Origin of the sequence: Paraburkholderia sp. GAS32, assembly GCF_050434225.1 — a bacterium.
Taxonomy (GTDB): domain Bacteria; phylum Pseudomonadota; class Gammaproteobacteria; order Burkholderiales; family Burkholderiaceae; genus Paraburkholderia; species Paraburkholderia madseniana.
In genome coordinates, this window is the sequence record NZ_JBNPVS010000005.1 from 280346 (window position 1) to 302114 (window position 21769).

Annotated in this window: 15 protein-coding genes; 5 read left to right on the forward strand and 10 right to left on the reverse strand. The window is 63.8% G+C overall.

The features are described 5' to 3' along the window. Positions 1-16: 16 nt before the first annotated feature. From pgi to P3T25_RS08825, 3 genes are all read right to left on the reverse strand, one after another. The gene (gene pgi, locus P3T25_RS08815; RefSeq protein ID WP_429357903.1) at positions 17-1639 is read right to left on the reverse strand and encodes a glucose-6-phosphate isomerase; all 1623 of its coding nucleotides are present in this window, start codon (positions 1637-1639) and stop codon (positions 17-19) included. A gap of 328 nt (positions 1640-1967) precedes the next feature. Further along, on the reverse strand, positions 1968-3593 hold the full coding sequence (locus tag P3T25_RS08820) for an NAD(P)H-hydrate dehydratase (protein WP_429357904.1): 1626 nt from the start codon (positions 3591-3593) through the stop codon (positions 1968-1970). A gap of 84 nt (positions 3594-3677) precedes the next feature. Then, positions 3678-4976 carry an FAD-dependent oxidoreductase gene (locus tag P3T25_RS08825; RefSeq protein WP_429357905.1) on the reverse strand — a complete coding sequence of 433 codons (1299 nt, stop codon included), beginning with the start codon at positions 4974-4976 and terminating at the stop codon, positions 3678-3680. A 280-nt stretch (positions 4977-5256) separates the two neighbouring features. Here P3T25_RS08825 and purL point away from each other — a divergent pair, with 280 nt between their 5' ends. After that, the gene (purL, locus tag P3T25_RS08830) at positions 5257-9336 is read left to right on the forward strand and encodes a phosphoribosylformylglycinamidine synthase (protein WP_429357906.1); all 4080 of its coding nucleotides are present in this window, start codon (positions 5257-5259) and stop codon (positions 9334-9336) included. 70 nt (positions 9337-9406) lie between these two features. On the opposite strand, the gene P3T25_RS08835 is transcribed toward purL, so the two are convergent. The 5 genes from P3T25_RS08835 to P3T25_RS08855 form a co-directional block, all read right to left on the reverse strand. Then, positions 9407-10186: a peptidylprolyl isomerase gene (locus tag P3T25_RS08835; RefSeq protein ID WP_429357907.1), complete on the reverse strand. Its 780-nt coding sequence runs from the start codon at positions 10184-10186 to the stop codon at positions 9407-9409. Between the two features lie 11 nt (positions 10187-10197). Next, the gene (locus tag P3T25_RS08840) at positions 10198-10512 is read right to left on the reverse strand and encodes a BolA family protein (RefSeq protein ID WP_054042675.1); all 315 of its coding nucleotides are present in this window, start codon (positions 10510-10512) and stop codon (positions 10198-10200) included. 1 nt (position 10513) lies between these two features. Then, positions 10514-11044: a septation protein A gene (locus tag P3T25_RS08845; RefSeq protein WP_154559244.1), complete on the reverse strand. Its 531-nt coding sequence runs from the start codon at positions 11042-11044 to the stop codon at positions 10514-10516. A 264-nt stretch (positions 11045-11308) separates the two neighbouring features. Next, positions 11309-11731: a peptide-methionine (R)-S-oxide reductase MsrB gene (gene msrB, locus P3T25_RS08850; protein ID WP_054042679.1), complete on the reverse strand. Its 423-nt coding sequence runs from the start codon at positions 11729-11731 to the stop codon at positions 11309-11311. A 38-nt stretch (positions 11732-11769) separates the two neighbouring features. Next, positions 11770-13326 (reverse strand): protein adenylyltransferase SelO, encoded by a 1557-nt coding sequence (locus P3T25_RS08855; protein ID WP_429357908.1) that lies wholly within the window; start codon positions 13324-13326, stop codon positions 11770-11772. A 265-nt stretch (positions 13327-13591) separates the two neighbouring features. Between P3T25_RS08855 and P3T25_RS08860 the strand changes: the two genes are divergently transcribed. The 3 genes from P3T25_RS08860 to P3T25_RS08870 all read left to right on the forward strand — a co-directional run bounded on the left by P3T25_RS08860 (position 13592) and on the right by P3T25_RS08870 (position 18925). After that, positions 13592-15277, forward strand: coding sequence for a 3-(methylthio)propionyl-CoA ligase (locus tag P3T25_RS08860; protein WP_429357909.1), 1686 nt, complete (start codon positions 13592-13594; stop codon positions 15275-15277). A 142-nt stretch (positions 15278-15419) separates the two neighbouring features. Beyond that, positions 15420-17504, forward strand: coding sequence for a 3-hydroxyacyl-CoA dehydrogenase NAD-binding domain-containing protein (locus tag P3T25_RS08865; RefSeq protein ID WP_429357910.1), 2085 nt, complete (start codon positions 15420-15422; stop codon positions 17502-17504). Between the two features lie 242 nt (positions 17505-17746). Continuing rightward, a complete protein-coding gene (locus P3T25_RS08870) occupies positions 17747-18925 on the forward strand; it encodes an acetyl-CoA C-acyltransferase (RefSeq protein ID WP_429357911.1) in 1179 nt (392 codons plus the stop codon). 168 nt (positions 18926-19093) lie between these two features. Here P3T25_RS08870 and P3T25_RS08875 read toward each other — a convergent pair whose 3' ends face one another. Both P3T25_RS08875 and P3T25_RS08880 read right to left on the reverse strand, forming a co-directional pair. Further along, a complete protein-coding gene (locus P3T25_RS08875) occupies positions 19094-19612 on the reverse strand; it encodes an LEA type 2 family protein (RefSeq protein ID WP_154559328.1) in 519 nt (172 codons plus the stop codon). 70 nt (positions 19613-19682) lie between these two features. After that, positions 19683-20060 (reverse strand): hypothetical protein, encoded by a 378-nt coding sequence (locus P3T25_RS08880; protein WP_429357912.1) that lies wholly within the window; start codon positions 20058-20060, stop codon positions 19683-19685. A 178-nt stretch (positions 20061-20238) separates the two neighbouring features. Between P3T25_RS08880 and P3T25_RS08885 the strand changes: the two genes are divergently transcribed. Next, positions 20239-21768 (forward strand): PLP-dependent aminotransferase family protein, encoded by a 1530-nt coding sequence (locus P3T25_RS08885; protein WP_429357913.1) that lies wholly within the window; start codon positions 20239-20241, stop codon positions 21766-21768. Position 21769: the final 1 nt, after the last annotated feature.

The following is a 21769-nucleotide window of genomic DNA, read 5'->3' on the forward strand; positions in this document are numbered from 1 at the left end:
AGCGCGCCGCTTACGCTCATCGCTTCAAGGCAGCACGCGCCCGCGCGATCAACGCTGACGTCGACGAGTCATGCTTCTTTTCATCGACGCTTGCCGACGTCAAATCCGCCTCGACCACCTTGCCGAGGATCTTGCCCAATTCGACGCCCCATTGATCGAACGGGTTGATGTCCCATACCGATGCCTGCACCAGCACCTTATGCTCGTACAGCGCGATCAATGCGCCGAGCGAACGCGCGGTGAGTGCATCGACCAGCAGTGTGCTCGTCGGGCGGTTGCCCGGAAACACCAGATGCGGTGCCAGTTCCGGCTTGTCCGCACCGGCAACCTTCTTCGCTTCTTCGAGCGTGCGACCCAGCATCAACGCTTCGCTTTGCGCGAAGCAGTTCGCCAGCAGCTTCGGATGATGACTGACGAGCGGATGCTCCGGCGTCAACACGGCGATGAAGTCGATCGGCACGATCGTCGGACCTTGGTGCAGCATCTGGAAAAACGCATGCTGACCGTTCGTGCCCGGTTCGCCCCAGGTCACGGCAGCGGTCGGATAGTCGACCATCACGCCATCCAGGCGCGCCGACTTGCCGTTGCTCTCCATTTCGAGCTGTTGCAGATACGACGGCAGGAAATGCAGCGCTTCCGAATATGGCGCGACCAGATAGCTTTGCGAGCCGAAGAAGTTGCGATACCAGATGCCGATCATGCCGAGCAGCACCGGCAGATTCTTTTCGAGCGGTGCGTCGCGGAAATGCTGGTCCATCCCGTTGGCGCCGGCCAGCAGTTCGTCGAACTGTTTCGGCCCGATCGCGATCATGATCGACAGACCCACTGCCGACCACAGCGAATAACGCCCACCGACCCAGTCCCACATCTCGAACACATTCTCTTTCGCGATGCCGAACCTGACCACCTCGGCCGGGTTCGCCGACACGCCGACGAAGTGTTTCGCGAGCGCACTCTCCGGGCAGCCTTTCTCGATGAACCAGTCGCGCAGCGAGCGCGCATTGGTCATCGTTTCGAGCGTCGTGAAGGTCTTGGAGACGATGATCGCAAGCGTCTCTTCGGGATCGATCATCTGCATCACGTTGTACAGATCCGCGCCGTCCACGTTCGACACGAAGTGCGTGGTGATCTCGGGCGTAGCCAGATGATGCAGCGCGTGCACGACCATCTTCGGCCCGAGGTCCGAGCCGCCGATGCCGATGTTCACGACGTAGCGAATCCGCTTGCCGGTGTAGCCGGTCCACTCGCCGCTGCGGACCTTGTCGGCGAACGCGGCCATCCTGGCGCGTTCGGCCAGGATTTCCGCATGGAACGGTGCTTTCGGATCAGTGGCGCGCAGCGCGGTGTGCAAGGCGGCGCGGCCTTCGGTCGGGTTGACGACTTCGCCCGCGAACATCGCGTCGCGGCGCTTCTCGACGCCGGCTTCGCGCGCGAGTTGCACCAGCAGTTTCAGGGTTTCGTCGGTGATGCGGTTCTTCGAAAAATCGGCCGCGAGACCGCCGCCCGCGAACGCAAAGCGCTCAGCACGGGTAGGGGCGGGATCGTTCTCGGGGGCGAACCAGTCGCGCATGTGCGCATCGCGAATCTTCTCGTAATGCGTTTGCAGCGAGGACCAGGAGGGGAGCGAGTTCTGCGTCATAGCGTCCGTCTAACGAAGGGGCACGAAGAAAGGCGCGCGCGTGAAGCGCTGCCGAGGATGATGCAACGATGCTGTTAGAGCGATGCCGCGCGGTGGGGTTCGCGGTGGGTTACGGGGAAACTTCGCGAGTCCGCCCGGAATCGAACGGCTCACCGAAATTTCGCCGTAACCCGCGATGAACCCGACGCGCGGCGCAGTCAATCAGTATAACGGCGTTGTGTGACGGGTGGCAGCGGTTTGGGAGTCCCATGCAAACTGTGGGATGGGGCGCCACGTTCAGGACACCCCGTTTGAGGCGCTGCATGGGGCGCTTCATTCACCCGCTGAATCATCCACCCGTTGCCGGATAGAACATACGGTTGAGCAAAGTTCGCACCATCGGGGCGAGTTCACCCGCCGTCAAACCGGCTGGGCCGTGGCCTTGCGCGCTGAGCGTGTCGGCGGCGAGGCCGTGCAGGTAGACGCCTGCCAGCGCGGCTTCGTAACGCGGCAGATGCTGGGCAAGCAGTGCGCCGATGATGCCGCCGAGCACGTCGCCGGTGCCGCCTGTCGCGAGTGCGGCATTGCCGGTCGGATTGATCGCGACGCGGCCGTCCGGCGCGGCGATAACCGTGCCCGTGCCTTTCAGCACGACTACCGCGGCAAAACGCGCGGCTAGTGCCCGCGCTGCGGCGAGGCGGTCGCGTTGCACGCTTCGCGCATTGGTGCCGAGCAGGCGCGCGGCTTCCAACGGATGCGGCGTGAGCACGCAGGGATCACCTTGTACGCCGCGCGCGGTGACTTCGGCCGCGAGCGATGAGTCTGCCGAAATCAGATTGAGCGCGTCGGCGTCGAACAGTTTGGGTACGTCGAGCGTCAGCACGTCGTGCATGACACGCGTGGCGATGTCGCGCAGACCCATGCCGCAACCGACGGCGAGCGCGTCCATTTTGTCGAGCGGCAGATCGTCGATCGCATGCAGCATCAGTTCGGGATGCGGCGGATCGTAGGGCGGGGCGCCGTCGCCGAGCAAGGCAACGTGCACTTTGCCCGCACCGGTGTAGAGCGCCGCGCGCGAGGCGAGGATCGGCGCGCCGCACATGCCGGTGTCGCCGCCGACCACGGCGAGGCTGCCGAAGGTGCCCTTGTTGGTGGCAAAGTCGCGCGGCGGAAGAAAGTCGGCGAACAGCGCCGGCGCGTTGAGTTGCACGGCCGTGCGGGTGGTGCTGTCAATGCCGATCGGCGCCACGGTTACCGTGCCGGCAAGATCGCGGCCCTGCGCCGTGAAGAGGCCGGGCTTTGCGCCGATGAAGGTGATCGTGTGGGTGGCGTGGACTGCGGTGCTGTCGTTCTGGCTTTCGCCTTGCCCCCCGCCTTGCCCCTGTTTTTCGCCGACGACCGTGCCGGTGTCGCTGTCGAGGCCGCTTGGCGTATCGAGCGCCAGGACGCCGCCTTTTCTGGACTTTGCTTTCGTGCGTTGTGAGAGCTGGCGGGCGATGGCAGCAAAGACGCCCTCCAGAGGGCGGGTCAGACCGATGCCGAACATGCCGTCCACCAGCCATGTATAGCTTTCCAGCGAAGCCGGCGGTGTCGATGTAATGGCTACGCCTGCGGCCCGGGCGGTGTCGAGCGCCCAGCGGGCGTCGTCCGGCTTGACTTCAAGCGGCATGCAAAGATCTACGGCGATACTTGCGCGGCGTAGCTCCGCGGCCACGATCAATGCGTCGCCGCCGTTGTTGCCCGGGCCTGCTACGACCCATACCTTGTGCTTCGATTTTTCGATCGATGTGTCGCGGGTGATCAGCTCTTGCAGGTAGCTCGCGGCTGCTTTGCCGGCGCGAGACATCAGGGTGTGCTGAGGCAGTGCCGCCGCGGCCTGGGTTTCAAGGATTCGCAGGTCGGTTAGCGTGAGCAGCGGCAACGCGCGGTTGTGCGGGCTGATTAATGTCGGGAGCGTGGATTCGGGCACTGTCATGGCGAGGCTTGGAGTTCACCTTGGGCAAGGTGAGGAAGCGTTGGGAGCCACTATGGTAGTGCCGATATGCTCCCGCCGCGCCATTTACTGGAATCGGTCCGCGCGCAGCGCAGCCAGCGTGTCCGCGGGGACGTCGGGGGTCTTGTCCGAGATCAGGTCGGCGATCAGCTTGCCTGCCCCGCATGCCAGACCCCAACCGGCCGGCCCGTGGCCGGCGTTCACGAACAGACGCGGATGAAGCGCATTGCCGATCACAGGCATTCCGTCCGGCGACAGCAGCTTTACGCCTTCCCACGGCAAGGCCGCAGAGATCCGGGCAGCGCCCGGAATCCAGTCGTGAGTCGCCTGGCCCAGCAGCGCCAGCGCTTCCTTCGTCAATGCTTCGCCGAGCGGCTTGTCGATCTGCCCAGCACTTTGCAAAACCGCGCCGCCCGCAACCCGCAGGCGATGATTCATGCGGCTGACCGTAATCCGCTTGACCGCGTCGACAATCGCGACGTGCGGTGCGCATTCCTCATGAGCGATCGGCGCCACCAGGTTATGCAGGCGCAGCGGATGCAACGGCAGCCGCAGCCCCAGCCGTTCGAGCAGCGGCAGACTGCCGTAACCTGCAGCGACGACGATCGCATCGGCATTGATCACGTCGACTTCGCGCGAACGCGATGTCGTGCCGGGCCGTGGCGCGAGTTCCACCGCGGCACGCTGACCTTCGAGGCGAATCGCCGAGACTTCGCAGCCCAGCATGAATTGCACGCCGCCCTGGGTATCGAGGGTTTGCTTGATCAGTTTCGCGAAAAGCGGGCAGTTGGCCGTGCGCTCGTGGTCGAACAGCACGCCGCCGGCGAATTCCGGCTCGGTCCGCACGGAATGCTCGAACGCGGCGCATTCGGCCGGCGTGAGCACATGGTGCGGGACTTCGTATTGGCGCAGCAGCTCGAGCGCGGTCTGGGTCTGTTGCCATTCCTGCTCGGAACGCACCAGATAGAGCAGGCCGCTCGCCTGCTCGAATTCCAGCCCGAAGCGCGCTTCGACGTCGGCCATCGCCTCGCGCGATGCTTCGATCAACGGACGCAGCCGCGCGTACTGGCGGCTGAACGCCTCCGGCTCCTGCAAAGCGGCCAGTTGCTTGATGAACTGGCGCGCCGGCCCGTTGAAGCCGGTCTTGCTGATCACGCCGTTTTTGGCGCCCTGACGGCTCGCCATGAAAGTCGGGCCGAACCAGACGTCGAGCGGGGTCGGCAGCACGGTGCCGCCGTGCCCATAGGTCGCGCCTTGCGCGACCGTTGCGTGGCGCTCGACGACGCATACCCGGTGACCGGCCGCGCGCAGTTGATAAGCGGTGGCGACGCCCACAATCCCGCCGCCAATGACGATGACATCCATGATCTGATTCGATTTGCCGGCGGGACGCCGAAACGCCGCGTTCCCGTTAAGCGTGGCATGCGGCGCGCTGCCCGGGATTGCTCAGGCTGCTCGCGCCGATCTGGTGAAAGGGCGAATGATAGCAGTCAAAACGACAGACCGGCCACGCAAACCCCGCCAAAACCCTGGTGCGACGCCCGTTGGAGGGCCGTTCCCGGGGTATAATCTCGGACTTCCTTTCCGCCTCACGTCGCCTTCACGCGCGACTCATCGGCATCATTAGCGACGCAACGTCAAGTCCATGGCCCACTTCTCGTGTTTCCCCGGCGCTTCGGCCCTTTCCGATTTCCGTCAAACCCGCCTGCTCGACACGCTTACGCGCATCGACGCCAACATCATCGGCGTGCGCGGGCAATATCTGCACTTCGTCAACGCGCAAACCCCGCTGTCCGCGGAAGACAACGCGAAGATCGAAGCGCTGATGCACTACGGCGATCCGCTCGAAGAAACCAAAGAGCGCGGCGCGGCCGAAACCTTCCTCGTGGTGCCGCGCTTCGGCACGGTGTCGCCGTGGGCCAGCAAGGCAACCGATATTGCTCACCTCTGTGGTCTCACGCAGGTGCGCCGTATCGAGCGCGGTGTCGAATACACGGTCACGCTGAAAAGCGGTTTGCTGGGCGGCAAGAAGGCGCTCTCCGACGAAGCCCGCGCGGCCGTTGCCGCGGCGCTGCACGACCGCATGACTGAGAGCGTGGCGCCCTCGCGCGATCACGCGCTGCACCTGTTCGACGAACTGCCGGCCAAGCCGCTGCAAACCGTCGACGTGTTGAGCAACGGCCGTGGCGCGCTGGAAGCGGCGAACACGGAACTGGGCCTCGCGCTCGCCGACGACGAAATCGACTACCTCGTCGACGCCTTCACGAAACTCGGCCGCAACCCGACCGACGTCGAGTTGATGATGTTCGCGCAGGCCAACAGCGAACACTGCCGTCACAAGATCTTCAACGCGGACTGGACGATCGACGGCGAGAAGCAGGACATCTCGCTGTTCAACATGATCCGCAACACGGAGAAGCTGAACCCGCAAGGCACCATCGTTGCCTATTCGGACAACTCGGCGATCATGGCGGGCGGCGTGGCTGAGCGCTGGTTCCCGCGCACGCCGGCTGAACCCGGCGCGATGCCCGAGCACTATCGCCGCAACGTCGAACTGACGCACACCTTGATGAAGGTGGAAACGCACAACCACCCGACCGCGATCTCGCCGTTCCCGGGCGCTTCGACCGGCGCGGGCGGCGAAATCCGCGACGAAGGCGCGACCGGCCGCGGCGCGCGTCCGAAGGCGGGTCTGGCGGGCTTCACGGTGTCGAATCTGGAATTGCCGGACGGCGTCGAAGCCTGGGAAAACGCCCTTGACGCCGCGCAGCCGCTGGCCCACCGGAACCCGGACGACAAACACGAAGCTTACGGCCGTCCTGACCGCATCGCATCGCCGCTGCAAATCATGATCGACGGCCCGCTTGGCGGCGCCGCGTTCAACAACGAATTCGGCCGGCCGAATCTGGGTGGCTATTTCCGCGCTTACGAGCAGAACGTCGCGGGTCTGGTGCGCGGCTATCACAAGCCGATCATGATCGCCGGCGGCATCGGCAATATTTCGGATCAACACACGCACAAGCACGATCTGCCGGAAGGGTCGCTCCTGATCCAGATCGGCGGCCCGGGTATGCGCATCGGCATGGGCGGCGGCGCCGCCAGTTCGATGGCGACGGGCACCAACACGGCCGAACTCGACTTCGACTCGGTCCAGCGCGGCAATCCGGAAATCGAGCGCCGTGCGCAGGAAGTGATTAATGCGTGCTGGCAGCTCGGCGAGAAGAACCCGATTCTTAGCATTCACGACGTGGGTGCGGGCGGTCTGTCGAACGCGTTTCCGGAAGTCGTGGACGGCGCCAGCAAGGGCGCGATCTTCGATCTGCGCAAGATCCAGCTGGAAGAGAGCGGTTTGTCGCCGCGCGAAATCTGGTCGAACGAGGCGCAGGAGCGCTACGTGCTCGCGATTGCGCCGGCCGATCTGCCGGCCTTCGAAGCCATGTGCGAGCGCGAGCGTTGCCCGTTCGCGGTGGTCGGCACGGCTACGGCTGAACGTCAGTTGAAGGTGCTCGATTCCGAATCGAACGAGGACGCCGCACACGAGCCGGTCGACATGCCGATGGAAGTGCTGCTTGGCAAGGCGCCGCGCATGCATCGCGACGTCAAACGCGTCGAGCAGAAACTCGAGCCGGTGGATGTTACGGGCATCGCGTTGTCGGAAGTCGCGGTCAGCGTACTGCGTCACCCTACGGTGGCCAGCAAGTCGTTCCTGATCACTATCGGCGACCGCTCGGTGGGCGGCACGACCGCGCGCGACCAGATGGTCGGCCCGTGGCAAGTGCCGGTGGCCGACGTCGCGATTACGACGATGGACTACGCGGGCTTCCGCGGCGAAGCGATGACCATGGCCGAGCGTACGCCGCTCGCCGTGATCAACGCACCGGCGTCAGGCCGCATGGCGGTCGGCGAGGCGGTCACCAACATCGCGGCGGCGCCGATCACGTCGCTCGATAAGCTCAAGCTGTCGGCCAACTGGATGGCCGCATGCGGCGCAGCGGGCGAAGACGCCGCGCTGTACGACACGGTCAAGGCCATTGGCATGGAGCTGTGTCCGGCACTCGGTATCAGCATCCCGGTGGGCAAGGATTCGCTGTCCATGCGCACCAAGTGGGAAGACCGTGGCGTGGCGAAGGAAGTCGTCGCGCCGGTCTCGCTGATCATCTCGGCATTCGCGCCGGTCGAAGATGTACGTAAGCACCTCACGCCGCAACTGCGCAGCGCGGGCGACGTGGGCGACTCCGTGCTGATCGCGATCGACCTTGGCCGCGCCAAGCATCGTCTGGGTGGCAGTATTCTCGCGCAAGTCACGCAGCAGGTCGGCGACACGGTGCCGGACGTCGACGATCCAGAAGATCTGAAGCGTTTCTTCACCGCGATCCAGTCGCTCAATAGCGACGGCAAGCTGCTCGCGTACCACGACCGCTCGGACGGCGGCCTGTGGGCGACGGTTTGCGAAATGGCGTTTGCGGGTCACGTCGGCGTGTCGCTGAACGTCGACATGCTGATACTCGATCCGAACCACGAATCCGATTTCGGCGACGCGAAAGACTGGGCGAAGCAGACCAGTGGCCGTCGTGAAGACCGCACGATCCGCGCGCTCTTCACCGAAGAACTTGGCGCCGTCATTCAGGTGCGCGCAGCGGATCGCGACGCGGTGCTGGGCGCATTGCGCGAACACGGTCTGTCGGCATGCTCGCACGTGATCGGCAAGACCAACGAGCGCGATACGATCGAAATCTATCGCGACGCGAAGAAGATCTACGACGCACCGCGTACCGAATTGCATCGCGCGTGGAGCGAAGTGAGCTGGCGTATTTCGCGTCTGCGCGACAACCCGGCTTGTGCCGATGCTGAGTACGACGCGCTTTCCGATGCGGCCGATCCGGGCATCTCGCCGGTTCTCACGTTCGATCCTTCGGAAGATGTCGCCGCACCGTTCATCGGCAAGGGCGGCCGCCCGCGTGTCGCGATCCTGCGTGAGCAGGGCGTGAACTCGCACCTCGAAACGGCTTATGCATTCGACCGCGCCGGCTTCGACGCGCACGACGTGCACATGAGCGACCTGCTGGCCGGCCGCGCCAACCTGGCGGATTTCGCCGGTGCGGTGGCGTGCGGCGGCTTCTCATACGGCGATACGCTGGGCGCCGGTGAAGGCTGGGCGAAGGCGATCCGTTTCAACTCGCAACTGGCTGATATGTTCGCCGCGTTCTTCGGCCGCGAAGACACGTTCGCACTGGGCATCTGCAACGGCTGCCAGATGATGAGCAGCCTCGCGTCGATGATTCCGGGCGCCGAAGCATGGCCGAAGTTCACGCGCAACAAGTCGGAGAAATTCGAAGCGCGCTTCTCGCTGGTCGAAGTGCAGGCTTCGCCGTCGATCTTCTTCGCCGGCATGGAAGGCTCGCGCATTCCGGTGGCGATTGCGCACGGCGAAGGTTATGCGGACTTCTCGCAGCAAGGCGATGCGTCGAAGGTGGCTGTGGCGATGCGTTACGTCGATCACCGTGGGCAGGCAACGGAGCAGTATCCGTTCAACCCGAACGGTTCGCCAAATGGCATCACGTCGGTTACGACGCCTGATGGCCGCTTCAGCGTGCTGATGCCGCACACCGAGCGCGTGCATCGCGCGGTGCAGATGAGCTGGCATCCGGAAGGTTGGGGTGAGGGCAGCACGGACGCGAGCCCGTGGCTGCGCGTGTTCCAGAACGCACGCCGCTGGTTGGGTTGAAGCGCACGCAGAAACAAAAAAACCGCCCGAGGGCGGTTTTTTTATTCCGAAGCAGCAGCGCAAAAACTGCTTACTGAATCTTCGCGTTCTTACGCAGGCCTTCTTCGAACGCCTGCAGCTTTTCCTGCTGGATTTGCTGCACGATCTGCGGACGCACTTGCTCGAGCGGCGGCGGCGCGATGTTGCGCACGTCGTCGACACGGATGACGTGCCAGCCGAATTGCGTATGCACCGGCGTGTCCGTCATCTGGCCTTTCTGCAGATGCGTGGCCGCGTCCGCGAATTCAGGCACGTAGGCCTTCGGATCCGACCAGTCCAGATCGCCGCCGTTCTTGCCCGATCCCGGGTCCTTCGAGAATTGCTTGGCAAGGTCTTCGAAGCTTGCGCCGGCCTTGATCTTGGCGATCAGATCCTTGGCTTGCTGTTCGTTGTCGACCAGGATGTGGTGCAGGTGATATTCCTTGCCGCCCGCGTCCTTGATCAGCGCGTTGTAACGCGCGGTGACTTCGGCGTCGGTCGGCGTGTTGTTCTTCACGAAGTCTTCGATCAGCGCGCGCAGCACGACGGTTTGTTGCGCGACGGAGATTTGCGCCTTGATGTCCGGACGATTCGGCAGGCCGCGGCGCAGCGCTTCCTGCATCAGGATCTCGCGGTTCACCAGCTCTTCGCGCACGGCCATTTGCAGTTGAGGCGTGTTTTGCTGGCCTTGATGAACCAGTTGATCGATCAACGCGTCGGCGCGTGCTTTCGGAATCGGCGTGCCGTTCACGACGGCGATGTTCTGTGCGAATGCAGGTGCGGCCGCAAATGCAGCCAGCAATACCCAAAGGCGGGTTTTCTTCAAGGTCATCGAAAGGTTTCCTAGCGGGGCAACAAAGCAAATTCTTCGGGCGTATACGCCGTGATTGCAAGGGCGTGAATGCCGCGCTGCATGGCATCGGCCAGCGCATCATACACCATGCGATGCCGCGCCACGCGGGCTTTCCCGGCGAATGCGGCAGCCACGATCGTGACAGAAAAATGACCGCCGGCGGACGCGCCCGCGTGGCCCGCGTGCTGCGCGCTGTCATCCGTGATCCGGATCGAGGCGACCGGCGCGAGCGCCGCGGTGAGGCGCGCCTCGATCAGCGCGGCGCGCTCGGCGGTCGTGGCGTGCATGAACACATCGCTCGTCATGTCATTCTTCCTTCATATACTTCGACAGCCACAAACTCTGTCCGACGATGAATACCACCAGGCACCCGGTGGCGCCGAACAGCTTGAAATTGACCCACTGGTCGGTCGTGTAGTTGTACGCGACGAACAGGTTCACCAGCCCCAGCAGCACGAAGAAAATCGCCCAGACGATGTTCAGCTTGCCCCAGATCGCGTGCGGCAGCGTGATCTGCTTGCCCATCATCGCTTCGATCAGGTTCTTGTTGAAGGCCAGTTGCGAGATGATCAGCGCGACCGAAAACGCCCAGTACAGCACGGTTGGCTTCCATTTGATGAACGTGTCGTTGTGCAGCACGAGCGTCGCGCCGCCGAAGACGGTGACGACGCCGAGGCTCACCCACAGCATCGGATCGACCTTGCGGTGGCGGAATGCCACCCACGCGATCTGCACCAGCGTGGCGACGATCGCCACTGCCGTCGCCGTGAAAATGCCCCAGATCTTGAAGGCGACGAAGAACAGGATGATCGGGAACAGATCGAACAGGAATTTCATTATCTGGTCGGGAATTCGGAGAGTGGGTTGGAGAGTCGGAGAATTGGGGACGCGGCGCGGGGCGCCCGGTGGCAGGGATGCTGCTTAAAACCCGCCGCGGCAGCCGGGAACGGCGCGTTGCGCCATTCGAAGCATGATTGCCGCGCCGGGTCAACCGCCGGGTTGACCGGTTTGCAAGCCGGATGAAGGGTGTCGCGGCCGGCGCGCGCCTGATGACAGACGCCGGCCACGCATCATTCAACGGGCGCCGGACTCCGCACTGCGTTACTTGGGCTCGAATTGTAACGCAGCCGAATTGATGCAGTAACGCAGACCGGTCGGCGCCGGTCCGTCTTCGAACACGTGGCCCAGATGTGCGCCGCAGTTCTTGCACTGCACTTCGATGCGCAGCATGCCGTGCGTGCGGTCGGTTTTCTCGGCGATCACTTCGCCGTTGATCGGCTTGAAGTAGCTCGGCCAGCCGCAGCCGGCGTCGAACTTGGTGTCCGATTCGAACAGCGGCGTGCCGCAGCAGACGCAGTCATAGATGCCGCGGTCCCAGTGGTCGTGATAGCGGCCGGTGAAGGGGCGTTCGGTGGCCGCGTGGCGCGTCACCTGGTATTCAATGTCGGAGAGCTGATTGCGCCACTCGGCGTCGTCTTTCTGCACGGCGGGGGCGGCGGTGTTCAGGTCGTCGGGCTTGTTCATGGTCGGGGTTCCTGTCTCAAGATTGTTCTGGGGGCTCGTCACGAAGAGCAACTCACTTCCAGCGAGCTGGCCCAATCCGGCGGCAGCCCCGCATACGCTTCGTTTTCCGGTTGCTCGTCGAACGGACGGCGCAGGACGGCTGCCAAACGTTCCACCTCGGAGAAGTCCTTCTCTTTCGCTCGGCGGATCGCTGTTTCTGCCAGATGATTACGAAGTACGAATTTGGGGTTCAGACGGTTCATTGCAATAGCGCGCGCGGCGTCGTCGCGTGTTTCTTCGGACAGTCGCGCGCGGTAGTCGTTCACCCACGCGTCGAATGCGGCGCGGTCGAGGAACAGGTCGCGCACCGGCGCGTCGCCGCTCGCATCGTGCTTCGAAATCCGCGCCAGATTGCGGAACGTGAGCGTGAAATCCGCACGGTTGGCGTGCATCACTTCGAACAGACGGTTGATCAACGTGTCGTCACCATCGCGCTCGCTTTCGAGGCCGAGCTTGGCGCGCATGCGTTTTTCCAGCGCCGGCGCGAACCGCTCCTTGAAGCCGCCGAGCACGCGCTGCGCGTCTTCGATCGCCTTCTCGCCACGCACGCTTTCTTCATGCTGGACGCCCAACAGCGGCAGCAGCCCTTGTGCGAGGCAAAACAGGTTCCAGTACGCAATCTGCGGCTGCATCTTGTACGCGTAGCGGCCTTGCGAGTCCGAGTGATTGCAGATGTAGCCGGCGTCGAAGCCGTCCATGAAACCGAACGGGCCGTAGTCGATCGTGAGACCGAGGATCGACATGTTGTCGGTATTCATCACGCCGTGGCAGAAGCCCACGGCTTGCCATTCGACCATCAGATCGGCGGTCGAATTCACGGCTTCGTTCAGCAGCGCAAGATACGGATCGTCGGCTTCGCGGCAATGCGGATAGAAGCGCTCGATCACATGATCGGCGAGCGCGCGCAGTGCATCGACGCGATCGTTCGAATAGAAATGTTCGAAGTGCCCAAAGCGCACGAAGCTCGGCGCGACGCGCGTGACGACCGCCGCGGTCTCGACTTCCTCGCGGCGCACCGGCTGGTCGGAACCGATCACGCACAACGCGCGCGTGGTCGGAATGCCGAGGTGATGCATGGCTTCCGAGCACAGATATTCGCGGATCGACGAACGCAGCACGGCGCGGCCGTCGCCCATGCGCGAATAGGGCGTGCGGCCCGCGCCTTTGAGCTGCAGTTCGAAGCGCTGGCCATTGTGTTCGACCTCGCCAAGACCGAGCGCGCGGCCGTCGCCGAGCTGGCCCGCCCACACGCCGAACTGATGCCCTGAATACACCGACGCATACGGCAGCGCTTCGGAAGGCCATTCGCGCGTGGCGTTGCCCGAGAACAGTTCGGCGAAGCCCGGATCATTCTGGAGCCCGGGCTCTAAACCGAGCAACGCGGCGGTCTCTGCGGAGAACCCGGCCACGTACGGCGCACTCAGCGCCGCCGCCGGCAGCCGCGTCAGAAACACGCTGCCGAGCCGCGCAAATGCGCTTTCGGGCGAGGTGATCAGTGCGTCGGAAAGAGCCGCTAAAGGCCCGGATAACCCTGCAATGCTTGGGGAAAACGACATGTTGAGCGCCTCTGGATTAACCGATATTGTAAGTCCGCGCCCGCGGCGGTGCTGGCCGGCTCTCAGTCCGAGGTTTGGCCAGACATGCGCCTGCATGCCGGACGTCTCCTGCCGGAGCGCTTGCGCGCCGTTTCAGAGCACGCAAGGCGAGCGGCCGGAGCGTCCCTTGCGGACCCACCGAAGCGTCGCGCGCGACGCAGCGGAGTGCGCGCGGCCCCCGAGCTACAACCCCAACGACGCAAACAAGGCGAGGAGACCTCTCTTTATGACGACGCCGCTGCTTGGCCAGATGATGGACGTGCCGCTCACCGTGTCCTCGTTGCTCGCGCATGCCGCGCGGCATTTCGGCGACACCGAGATCGTGTCGCGGCGCATCGAAGGCGACGTGCATCGCTACACCTACCGCGACTGCGAAAAGCGCGCGAAGCAGCTGGCGCAGGCGCTGATCGCGCTCGGCGTCAAACCCGGCGAGCGGGTGGCCACACTGGCCTGGAACGGCTACCGGCATCTGGAAGCGTATTACGGCACGACGGGCTTCGGCGCCGTGTGCCACACGATCAATCCGCGCCTCTTCCCCGATCAGATCGCCTACATCATCAATCACGCCGACGACGCCTACGTGCTGTTCGACACCACGTTCGCACCGCTCGTCGATGCGCTCGCGCCGCAGTGCCCCAAAGTGCGCGGCTGGATCGCACTGGCCGATGAAGCGCATCTGCCGGCGATGCAAACGCCGGTGCAGAGCTACGAAACCTTGGTGGAAGCGCAGGACGGCAATTACGACTGGCCGGCCATCGACGAACGGCAGGCGTCCTATCTTTGCTATACGTCCGGCACCACCGGCAATCCGAAAGGCGCGCTGTATTCGCATCGCTCGACCGTGCTGCACGCATTCGGTGCGGCGCTGCCCGACGCGATGAGTCTGTCCGCGCGCGACTCCGTGCTGCCGGTCGTGCCGATGTTCCATGTGAACGCCTGGGGCATTCCGCATTCCGCGCCGCTGACGGGGGCGAAGCTGGTCTTTCCCGGCAAGGATCTCGACGGCAAATCGCTGTATGAATTGATGGAAAACGAACGCGTCACGTATTCGGCCGGCGTGCCGACCGTGTGGCTCGGCTTGCTCAACTATCTGCGCGAAGCCAAGGTGCGTTTTTCTTCGCTGAATCGCACGGTGATTGGCGGCTCGGCCTGTCCGCCAGCCATGCTGCGAGCTTTCGAGGACGAATACGGCATACAGGTGATCCATGCATGGGGCATGACGGAAATGTCGCCGCTTGGCACCTTGTCGAAACTGACGTGGGAACAGAGTCAGCGACCCCTGGCAGAGCAGCGCAAATTGCTCGAAAAGCAGGGTCATGTGCTGTACGGCGTCGATATGAAGATCGTCGGCGAAGACGGGCGCGATCTGCCGTGGGACGGTGTGGCGTTCGGCGATCTGCACGTGCGTGGCCCGTGGGTGATCGACCGCTATTTCCGCAAGGACGATTCGCCGCTGGTGGACGGCTGGTTCCCGACTGGCGACGTTGCCACCATCGACCGCGACAGCTTCCTGCACATCACGGATCGCTCGAAAGACGTGATTAAGTCGGGCGGCGAGTGGATCAGCTCGATCGACATCGAGAACGTCGCGATCGCGCACCCGGCGGTGGCCGAAGCCGCGTGCATCGCCTGCGCGCATCCGAAATGGACCGAACGGCCATTGCTGGTGATCGTCAAACGGGCGGGTTTCGACGTGACGCGCGAGGAACTGCTCGCGTTCTACGACAGCAAGGTGGCCAGATGGTGGATTCCCGACGACGTCGTCTTCGTCGACGAACTCCCGCATACGGCCACCGGCAAGCTGCAGAAGCTCAAACTGCGCGACATTTTCCGCGACCACATCCTGCCGTCCGCGCTCGAAGACGAGAAGGATTGCCCCCTGACTCCGCTTGCCAGGGGAAACCCCGTCTAACGATAAATTGAACGAGCGTGCTTTTTTGTGTATTCTGCCTGCTGACCCCGGGGAAATCGGAGCTAAAGTCGGACAATGAGCCGACTCGATCAACCGGACAGGCGGCGCGCCATGCGCCGCCTCATCGCACGGAGGCAGGCAGATGGCAGTGGACTACACAACTCATGACGGCGTGGCCGTCATCACGCTGAACAATCCCCCCGTAAACGGTCTCGGCCTATCGACTCGAGCCGGTATCGTCGAAGGGATCGAGCGCGCGCAGAACGATCCGGCCATCAAGGCGATCGTGCTGACGGGCGCCGGCAAAGCCTTTTCGGGCGGCGCCGACATCACCGAATTCAACACGCCGAAGGCGACCCAGGAGCCGACCCTCCATACGGTTATCAAGACCGTCGAGGGCAGCGCCAAGCCGGTTATCGCCGCGATTCATAGCGTCGCGATGGGCGGCGGGCTGGAACTGGCGCTCGGCGCGCACTACCGCATCGCCGCACCCGGCGCGCAGATCGCGCTGCCGGAAGTGAAGCTCGGCATCCTGCCGGGCGCGGGCGGCACGCAGCGTCTGCCGCGCGCAATCGGCCTTGAAGCCGCGCTCAACATGATTGTCTCCGGCGCGCCGGTGATGTCGGAGAAGCTCGCCGACTCAGGCCTGTTCGACGAAGTCGTGGAAGGCGATCTGGCTGAAGCCGCGCTCGCGTTCGCCCGCAAGGTCGGCGCGAAAACGGCCCCGCATCCGAAGGTGCGCGACCGCAAGATCGAGCATCCGAATGCCGCCGGTTTCATCCAGTTCACACGCAATACGGTCGCGGCGATGGCGAAGAATTTCCCGGCGCCGCTGAAGTGCATCGACGCCGTGGAAGCGGGCGTGCAGAGCGGTTTCGACAAGGGCCTTGCATTCGAACGCGAATGCTTTATCGCGCTCGTGCAGACGCCGGAAAGCCACGCGCTGCGTCATGCGTTCTTCGGCGAACGCGCCGCGAGCAAGATTCCCGATGTGCCGCCAGACACGCCGGCGCGCGACATCAAGCAGGTGGCCGTGATCGGCGCCGGCACGATGGGTGGCGGCATCGCGATGAACTTCATCAACGCGGGCATTCCGGTCACGCTGCTGGAAACGAAGCAGGAAGCGCTTGACCGCGGCATCGCCACGATCCGCAAGAACTACGAAGCCACCGTCAAGAAAGGCAAGCTGAAGCCCGAGGCGCTGGAACAGCGTATGGCCTTGATCACGCCGACGCTCTCGTACGACGACCTGAAAAACGCTGACCTGATCGTCGAAGCGGTGTTCGAGGAACTCGGCGTCAAGGAGCAGGTGTTCAAGCGTCTCGACGAGGTGGCGAAGCCCGGTGCGATCCTGGCCTCGAACACGTCGACGCTGGATGTCGACAAGATCGCCGCGTACACGTTGCGTCCACAGGACGTGGTCGGCATGCACTTCTTCAGCCCGGCCAACGTCATGAAGCTGCTCGAAGTGGTGCGCGGCAAGGACACGTCGAAAGACGTGCTCGCCACCGTCATGAAGCTTGCGAAGAAGATCAAGAAGACCGCGGTGGTCTCGGGCGTGTGCGACGGTTTCATTGGCAATCGGATGATCGAGCAGTACATCCGCCAGGCGCTCTTCATGCTCGAAGAAGGTGCGCTGCCCGCGCAAGTGGACAAGGCTATCGAGAAGTTCGGCTTCGCGATGGGCCCGTTCCGTATGAGCGACCTCGCGGGTAACGACATCGGCTGGGCGATCCGCAAACGCCGCTATCAGGAACATCCTGATATGCACTACTCGAAGATCGCCGATCGTCTGTGCGAGACGGGGCGTTTCGGGCAGAAGACCGGTGGCGGCTGGTACGACTACAAGGCGGGTGACCGCACTGCGTATCCGTCGAAAGTGGTCGACGAGATGATCTCGGCCTTCTCGAAGGAAGCCAACGCCGAGCGCCGCAAGATCAGCGACGAAGAAATCGTCGAGCGTCTCGTGTTCGCGCTCGTCAACGAAGGCGCGAAGATTCTTGAGGAAGGCATTGCGTCGAAGGCGTCGGATATCGACATGGTTTATCTGACCGGCTACGGCTTCCCGCTCTATCGCGGCGGTCCGATGCTGTACGCGGATACGGTCGGCCTCTACAACGTCGAGCGCGCGATTCGCCGCTATGCATCGCGCCCGAATGGCGACGCCTGGCAATTGGCGCCGAGCATCGCGGAGCTCGCGGCCAAGGGCCGTGGGTTCAACGGCTGAAGCGCCGCCGCTCAGGCGAAATGAGTGAAATGAATGAAGTGGGGCGACTGAGCGATCCGCCAGCGCGCCCACCATCACCAGCCAACTTGCATGGGACCCGAGTAAGAGCTTTGCATGGGACCCGAGTAAGCGCTAAAGCGCCAACTCGGGTCGACAGCTAAAGCGCCAACTCGGGTCGACCGCTTTGCATGGGACCCGAGTAAGCGCTGAAGCGCTAACTCGGGTCGACATAGGAGAGACATATGACTGACGCCGTAATCGTATCGACCGCCCGTACGGGCCTCGCCAAATCATGGCGCGGTGGTTTCAACATGACGCACGGCGCGACGCTAGGCGGCCATGCGACACAGGCCGCTGTCGAGCGCGCGAAGCTGGACCCGGCGCGCATCGAAGACGTGATCATGGGCTGCGCGAATCCGGAGGGCGCGACGGGCATGAACATCGCGCGCCAGATCGCACTGCGCGCCGGTTTGCCGGTTAGCGTGCCGGGCATGACGGTGAACCGTTTCTGTTCGTCGGGTTTGCAAACCATCGCACTGGCCGCGCAACGCGTGATCGCCGGTGAGGGCGATGTGTTCGTCGCGGGTGGCGTGGAATCGATCTCGTGCGTGCAGAACGAGATGAACCACCACATGCTGACCGAAGGCTGGCTCAGCAAGAACAAGCCGGAAATCTACTGGTCGATGTTGCAGACCGCCGAGAACGTCGCGAAGCGCTACTCGATCTCGAAGGAACGTCAGGACGAATACGGCGTGCGCTCGCAACAGCGTGCCGCGGCTGCACTCGAAGCCGGCAAGTTCAAGGACGAGATCGTGCCGCTGACGGTGCTGACCGGTGTCGCCGACAAAGCGAGCGGGCGTCTCTTCACGAAGGAAGTCACGGTCAGCGCCGACGAAGGCATTCGTGCCGACACGACGCTCGAAGGCGTGTCGAAGATTCGTACCGCGATGCCGGGCGGCGTGATCACCGCGGGCAATGCGAGCCAGTTCTCGGACGGCGCGTCGGCTTGCGTCGTGATGAACGCGAAGGTCGCTGAGCGCGAAGGGCTGCAACCGCTCGGCATTTTCCGCGGCTTTGCGGTGGCCGGTTGCGAGCCGGACGAGATGGGTATCGGCCCGGTGTTCGCGGTGCCGAAGCTGCTCAAGCAGGCAGGCCTGAAAGTCGAAGACATCGACCTGTGGGAGCTGAACGAAGCGTTCGCGGTGCAGGTGCTGTATTGCGCCGACAAGCTCGGTATTCCGCACGACCGCCTGAACGTGAACGGTGGCGCGATTGCGGTGGGTCACCCGTATGGTGTGTCGGGCGCGCGTTTGACCGGCCATGCGCTGATCGAAGGCAAGCGGCGCGGTGCGAAGCTGGTCGTCGTGACGATGTGCATCGGCGGCGGCCAGGGGGCGGCGGGCCTGTTCGAAGTGGTTTGATCAGGCGCGAGAGCGGGCTTGATTAAAAGCGGGTGTCGTGTGGTTCGGTGCGATGTGACGTGCAGGCATTGAATCCACGGCACCCGTTTTTTTATCCGGGTGGGTTTGGCTCGCCTCGGCCGCGGGCAAGAATCACCGGCATCGACTGGCGGCACGGACCGAGCCGCATCAGGGCAAAGCAGTACCGAGCGTCGGCAGGCTTAACGTACCTTGATCGACGAAGCGTGTCGTGCCTGTCAGGCCACCGGCGAGCTTGCCGCGCAGGATGTACGGAATCTGTCCCGACTGCGCGGAGTCCGCTTGCACGGCGCCTGCGAAGGCGAACGCCTGGCGAACCGCGGCGAAGGCGGGCACCGTCAGCGGTACATTGACGACCGTTTCGCCGAAGCGCGGCACGGTGCCGCTCTGATCGCTGACACCGCTGGCGAACGGCTTGCCGTTCAGTTCGAGAGCAAGCGACACGCCGTCGAAGTTGACAGCGGATTCATTGGGATTCTGTACGCGCAGTTTGACATTGAAGCGCATCTCCAGGCCCTGACCGTCGACCGGTTCGATGCCGGCCACGCTCACGCGCAAAGGGTCGCCGCCGAACAGACCGGCGCAGCCGTTGAGCGTCAGCGTGATGACGGCGAGGATCGCGGCCAGACGGGCGTGACGGCGGGACAGCAGTACGCGAAAGAAGAACATGACCGGCACCTCGAAGGAAGCGGGTTGGGTCATGCATTGTAGCGGGGTGTTCCGCGGCAGCAGAGACGTTTCAGGTGACGCGCTGCAGCTGCGTTTTGACGAGGTTCGTCAGCTTGCGCACGGCTTGACTGATGAAGCGGTGCCGCTCGTTTTCAGCGCGCCGTGGCTCGACGACGAACGCGGCGGATTTCGCATGCGCTGTGCTGATCGACACGACGCCGCGCTGTGGCGTGATATAGCGTTCGCCTTCATGCAGCGTGATCGACGTGACTGGAACGGCGTCTCCCAGCCACGCCAGCGAATGATCGCGGAAGTCGAGTCGCAGATTGCCTTCGACGGCCACGATCGAGGTTCGTGCGCGCAAATCGTGCACGGCCATCTGACCGGCGGCAACGCGCGAGGTGGCGGCATCGTGAGGCAAACCCGTGCGAGGTTGAGTGATGGGCATGACCGATTCCCTTAAACCGTTTTCATGCCACACAGCTTATTGAGTCCGTCCGAGTGAAAACAGACGCAATAATGGACAATGTGAACCGGTACAAGGCGGGGTTTAAACATGCTGTATCGGTTGGAATCTCGCGGATGTGTATCTGTCCCTACGCCCTAACTATCCGCACCATCGGCTCATGAGCACTTCTACCTCGATACCCGACGCACAAGCGGCGACGTGCACGGACGCGCCGCCATCCGTGGGCCGGCCCACGGATGGCCGCCCCCTCTACCGCCAACTGGCCGACCAATACCGCCGCGCGATCGATAACGGTGCGCTGCGTCCCGGCGATCGCATGCCGTCGATGCGCGCCTTCATGCAGCGGCACGGCGTGAGCCTCGCAACCGCGACCGAGAGCTATCGAACACTGGAACGCGCCGCGCTGATCGACGCCCGGCCACGTGCCGGTTATTTCGTGCGCGCCCGTCAAACCGCAGCGCTGCCCGAGGCAACCGAGCCCGACCTTGCGGTCGTGCCCGGCGCCGCGCAGTTCGTCGGCATCCATTCGGCGATTTCGGCGATCGTGTCGAAATTCCAGCGCTATCCCGACGCGCTGAACCTCGGCGGCGCGACCGCATCGCCCGATCTTTATCCCACCGACGCTTTGCAGAAGGCCGCGCTGCGCGCCTTGCGCCGACGGCCGACCTTGCTGACCGCGGCCGGACCCGATCAGGGCGATCCCGAACTGCGCGCCATCATTGCGCGCCGTGCGCTCGACGCCGGCATCCAGATCGGCGCGGACGACGTGATCATGACCCACGGCGGCATCGAGGCGGTGAACCTGGCCTTGCGCGCGGTCACGCAGCCGGGCGACACGGTCGCGGTGGAATCGCCGTGCTTCTTCGGCTTGCTGCAGGTGCTGGAAAGCCTAGGCCTGCGCGCGCTCGAAATTCCGGCCAGTCCGACTACCGGTATTGCCATCGAAGCGTTGGCGTTCGCGCTGCAAACGCATCCCGACATCAAGGCGGTCGTGGTCGTGCCGAATCTGCAGAACCCGCTCGGCAGCGTGATGCCCGATGCGCACAAAGCACGGCTCGTCGAACTTTGCGCGCGAGCGGGCATTCCGCTGATCGAAGACGATCCCTACCGCGAACTCGCCGACACCGGGCAGCCGCCCAGATCGTTGAAGGCCTGGGATACCGACGGCACGGTGATCCATTGCACGTCGTTCAACAAAACGCTCGCTCCGGGCATGCGGGTCGGCTGGATCAACGGCGGACGCTGGCATCCGCGCATCGGCATGCTGAAGTTCGCGCAGTCGCGCCATAACGAGCAGTTGTCGCAAGTCGTGCTCGCCGAATTTCTGGAAACGAATGCGTATGAACGGCATCTGCGGCGTTTGCGCGACCGTCTGCGGATTCAGCGCGAACGGATGGCCGCTGCTATCGCCGCATCGTTTCCCGAGGGCACGCGCTTCACGCCGCCGGGCGGAGGCATGTTTTTCTGGATCGAGCTGCCGCGTGACGTGTCATCGGCTGCTTTTTTCGATGCGGCTTTGGACGAAGGTATTCGCGTGATGCCGGGCACGGTGTTTTCGAACGCAGGGCGCTTCGATCATTTCATTCGCCTGAGTTGCCCGAGTACGGATCTCGATCAGGCCGATGACGCGGTGCGCAGGTTAGGGCGTCTGGCGGCGCGGAGGGTAGCGCATGCGCGAACGCCGTAGC